The organism is Gemmatimonas sp. (assembly GCF_044345575.1).
Taxonomy (GTDB): Bacteria; Gemmatimonadota; Gemmatimonadetes; order Gemmatimonadales; family Gemmatimonadaceae; genus Gemmatimonas.
In genome coordinates this window covers 1-4,144 of record NZ_JBIJAW010000290.1, presented here as the reverse complement: position 1 = coordinate 4,144, position 4,144 = coordinate 1, and the positions used below count along the sequence as shown (strand labels likewise).

Below are 4,144 nucleotides of genomic sequence, written 5' to 3'. Positions count from 1 at the left end.
TTCCCGGCATCTGCAAATCGAGCAGGATGAGATCGGCCACGTGTACATCCTGCTCGAGCAGCGCCAGCGCGGCCGTCGGGTCGTCGAACGACGTGACGTCCTCGAACCCCAGCTTCTTGAGCTGGTGTGTCAGGAGCCGAAGGGCAAAAGTTTCGTCGTCGACGAGCAGCAGTTTCACGACAAGGCGATGGACAAGGCGTTCATGACCGCTTCGAATTCGGGCTCGAATGCTTCGGTCGACCGGTTCACGGATTCCGCATCGCGCTGGCGAGCGGAGAGTTCAATCTTCTGGCAGAGTTCCCCGAGCGAAAGGGCTCCGACGGAGCGTGACGAGGACTTCAGCTTGTGACACGCCGCGCCGAGTGCGCTGAGATCGCCCTGCGTATGGGCCAGGCGAATGTCGCCGGCAATGCGCTGGGCACTGGTGCGATAATCCGCGAGAAACTCATTGACGATGTCCATATCGTCTCCCACCAGACTCTGGAGAACTGATACATCGAGCGTTGGCAGTGACGTACCGGCGGTCGAGATGGCGGGCAGCGTCTGCTTCGGCATGGAAGTGGCCACCTGCGGCGTGACCCACTGTCCGAGTGTGTCCTTCAGCACATTGAGGAGCACGGGCTTCGTGAGGAACGCCGACATCCCCAGGTCCCGTGCCCGGGTTTCCTCACCGCGCAGTGTATTGGCCGTGAGCGCCACGATGGGGAGCGGGAACGGCGCTGCGGTTTCCGCCTCATCGCTTCGGATGCGTCTGGTGAGCTCGTAGCCATCCATCATCGGCATGTGGAGGTCGGTGAGCAGCAGGGCATAGCGGTTCTGCCGCAGCATGTTGAGCGCCTCGGCGCCGTTGCGCGCGATTTCGGCCGCGAATCCGAGCAGGGAGAGCTGTTGCATGATGACCTTCTGGTTCACCTCGTCGTCCTCGGCGACCAGAATGAGTTGCCCCTCGGCCCGGGCCTGTTCGACGCTGATGGGGACGGCGCGTGGGGTTGGGGCGTCGAGCGCCGGGAGATCCTCGTTGAGCAGTTCCGGCGACGCGCGCCCGGCGGCGATGGCCACGGCACGCAAGAGGCTGCGCGGACGCAGGTGGTACCGGTCGAGTGTCACGAGACTCGGGGCGACCACGCGGGCTGTCCGTCGCCGTCCATCGGTGATGTGCAAAGCGCGCACATCATCATTGCTGAACCCATCGACGCCCGGTGGAGCGCCGTTGGATACCCGGCGAACGAAGACGGCCGGTTTCGCGGCGTCCTGGAGCACCGCATACGCCTCGGGCACGGAGGCCACGACCGTGACGACGGCACCAGCGTGGCGTAGATGTACCGCCATATCGTCCATCTCCTCCGGGGCATCGGTCTCGCGCAGCAATACGCACGGAACGCCATGGAGGTCGATGGCGGGGAGCGCTGAGGTGTAGTCCACGGCCTCGGTGGGGAGCAGCACCGTGAAGGTCGAGCCCACCTCCGGCGTGCTCTGCACGGCGATCTCACCGCCGAACAGGTCGGTGAGGCGCTTGCAGATTGCGAGACCGAGCCCAGTGCCGCCGAAGCGCCGCGTGGTAGAGATCTCCGCCTGAGTGAACGACGTGAAGAGATGCGCGAGGGTATCGGCTGACATGCCGATGCCGTTGTCGAGCACGGCAATGCGTAAGCGCAGGGGCTCGAGGGTGTCCACGTCCACGCGCACCGCCACGCGTCCGCGAAGACCTTGACGCCCTCCACTGAACTTGATGGCGTTGCCGACGAGGTTGTAACAGATCTGCCGGAGGCGTGTGGCATCGGAGATGATGCGCTCGGGGACATCGGGCGCGATGTACAGCCGCACATCGACGCCTCGTGCATCAGCCATTGGCGCCAGTGATGCCTGCACTCCGTCGAGGATCTCGCTGATGGACGTGGACTCCCGTTCGAGATCGATGCGTCCTGCTTCGATCTTCGAGAAATCGAGGATGTCGTCGATGATGCCCAGCAGATTGGTTGCCGATCCGCGGATGATGCGTACGGCTTCGGCATCGCGGCTGGGCAGCGGGCTCTGGGCCAGCACCTCCGCCATCCCGATGACGCCGTTGAGCGGCGTCCGAATTTCATGGCTCATCACGGCGAGAAAGGCCGACTTGGCCCGGCTGGCGGCATCGGCGGCTTCGAGGGCGCCGGCCAGTTGCTCATTGGCAGTGGCCAGGGCGGCGGTGCGCTCGATCACGCGTTGTTCGAGCTGGTCGCGATACTGGGCCAGCTCGTTGGCCGCCTCGGTCTGTTCGGTGACATCCTGCGCCGAGCCGACGGCGCGCAGCGGCTCGCCGCCATCGTCGTACTCGACGCGCGCGCGGATGAGGGCGTATCGGCGGGTGCCTCTGCGTGAGGTCACCGGCACGGTGACCTGATACACCTGACGGTCGCGGATGGCGCGGAAGAACTGGGCTTCGAGATAGGCGAGATCGGCACGGCTGAATGCGGCCAGCATCATGCCCTGCGTACTCCCCCGCGACCGGTCGAGCTCGAACAATTCGATGGTGTCCTCGGAGAGCTCGCGGGTTCGACTGCGGAAGTCGTAGCTCCAGCTTCCGAGGCGCGCGATGCGCTGCGCGTCGCGCAGGAGGACCTGGCTTTGGCGAAGCTCGGTGAGGTCTACCCAGCCGATGATGAGTTCATCGGCCGTGCGTGTGACGATAGCCTGCACGACGCGCTCATCGCCGTCGCGGCAGCGGATGCTGTACTCGCGGGAGCGGCGCGGCTTGGCTCCCGCCGTGACCTCCGCGAGATCCCGGCGAAATACCTCGAAGGTCTGTGCCCGGTACACCGGGTCGGCAAAGAACCGTTCAAAGCTGGCCTCGAGGGTGGGGACGTCGTACGCCTCGTAACCGAAGAGGTTGATGAACGCCCGGTTCACGCGGTGCACGGCGCCGGTGGCTTCGTGCACGACATACGTGGCGATCGGGAGCGCTTCGAAGTGGATGCGAAACCGTTCCTCGCTACGGCGCCGGCGTTCCTGTTCCTCGGCCCGCTGGCGTTCGATCTCGATGCTCTGCAGTACCATTGCCAGGAGGCGCGAGACCTCTTCGAGCAGCGAGACGAGCTCACCGTCGAAGGCGCCCTCGTGCACGTCGTACAGCATGAGCACGGCCACCGGCCGTCCATCGACAAGTACCGGCAGAGCGGCGCTGGAACGCAACCCGAAGCGATTGGCCAGTTCGCGCCACGGGGCCGTGGACGGATCCCGGGTGAAGTCATCGACCATCACCGGCCGACGTTCGGTAATGCAGCGACCGCCAGGCCCCCGACTGGTGGGCAGCGCCGGATCAAGCGTGATCTTGAGCTCCTGCGTGTACTCCGCCGCCTCGCCATTCGCGACGACGATATCGACGCGCCGTTCCGCGTCGTTCACCACGCCGACCCAGGCGAGGGGAAATCCGCCCTCGCTCACGGAAATCCGGCACACCATTGCGAAGGCCTCATCCCGATCGCGTGTCCGGAACAGCGCCTCGCCGGCATGATTGAGATAGGCATAGAGCCGATTCACCCGCTCGAGTCGCCGGCGTGAGGCGAGAGAATCGGTGATGTCGCGCACGAATGCATAGACGCGTCCGCCCCCCTCCTCTTCGAGGTAGGTGGCGCTCACGTCGACATCGATGACCTGGCCGTTACGATGCCGCCAACGGCTGAGGTAGCGTTCGTTGCCTCCGGCGCGAATGCGCTGCAGGGTCGCGGCTACCTGATCGGGTGCGTCGGCGACCTTGAGGCCACCGATGGACATGGCGAGGAGGGCGCGGCGGTCGTACCCCACGATGTTCAGCAACGCGTCGTTCGCATCGATGATCCGGCCCTGGTCGTCGAGCACGAGATATCCGTCGGTGGAGGTCTCCACCACGCGGAGCGTGCGCAGCGCCAACTGATCCTTTTCCATGAGCGCACGCTGTTGCTGCCGGCGACCGATATTGCGGGCGATGAGTACCATCAGTGCCAGCAACAGCAGAAACGCCACAACGATCACCGTGGCGGCAATACGTACCGGGGCCTCGGTTTCTTCCCGATCGATCTTGGCGACCAGCACCCACGGGGTGTGCAGCACCGGGGCAATGCCGCGAAGCACCGGAACGCCGTCGAAATCGCGCGCATCGTCAGTACGGCGCAGCGCCTCGGCCCGGGTG

At 65.2% G+C, this 4,144-nt stretch carries 2 protein-coding genes; both read right to left on the bottom strand.

Features of this window, described 5'->3' with window-relative positions:
* The coding region (locus ACIQ6O_RS13760) for a response regulator (protein WP_396208358.1) at nucleotides 1-178 on the bottom strand (178 nt) is incomplete at its 3' end.
* Nucleotides 175-4,144, bottom strand: a 3,970-nt coding sequence (locus tag ACIQ6O_RS13755; protein ID WP_396208357.1) for a PAS domain S-box protein, incomplete at its 5' end; no start/stop codon positions are given. The genes ACIQ6O_RS13755 and ACIQ6O_RS13760, both read right to left, overlap by 4 nt.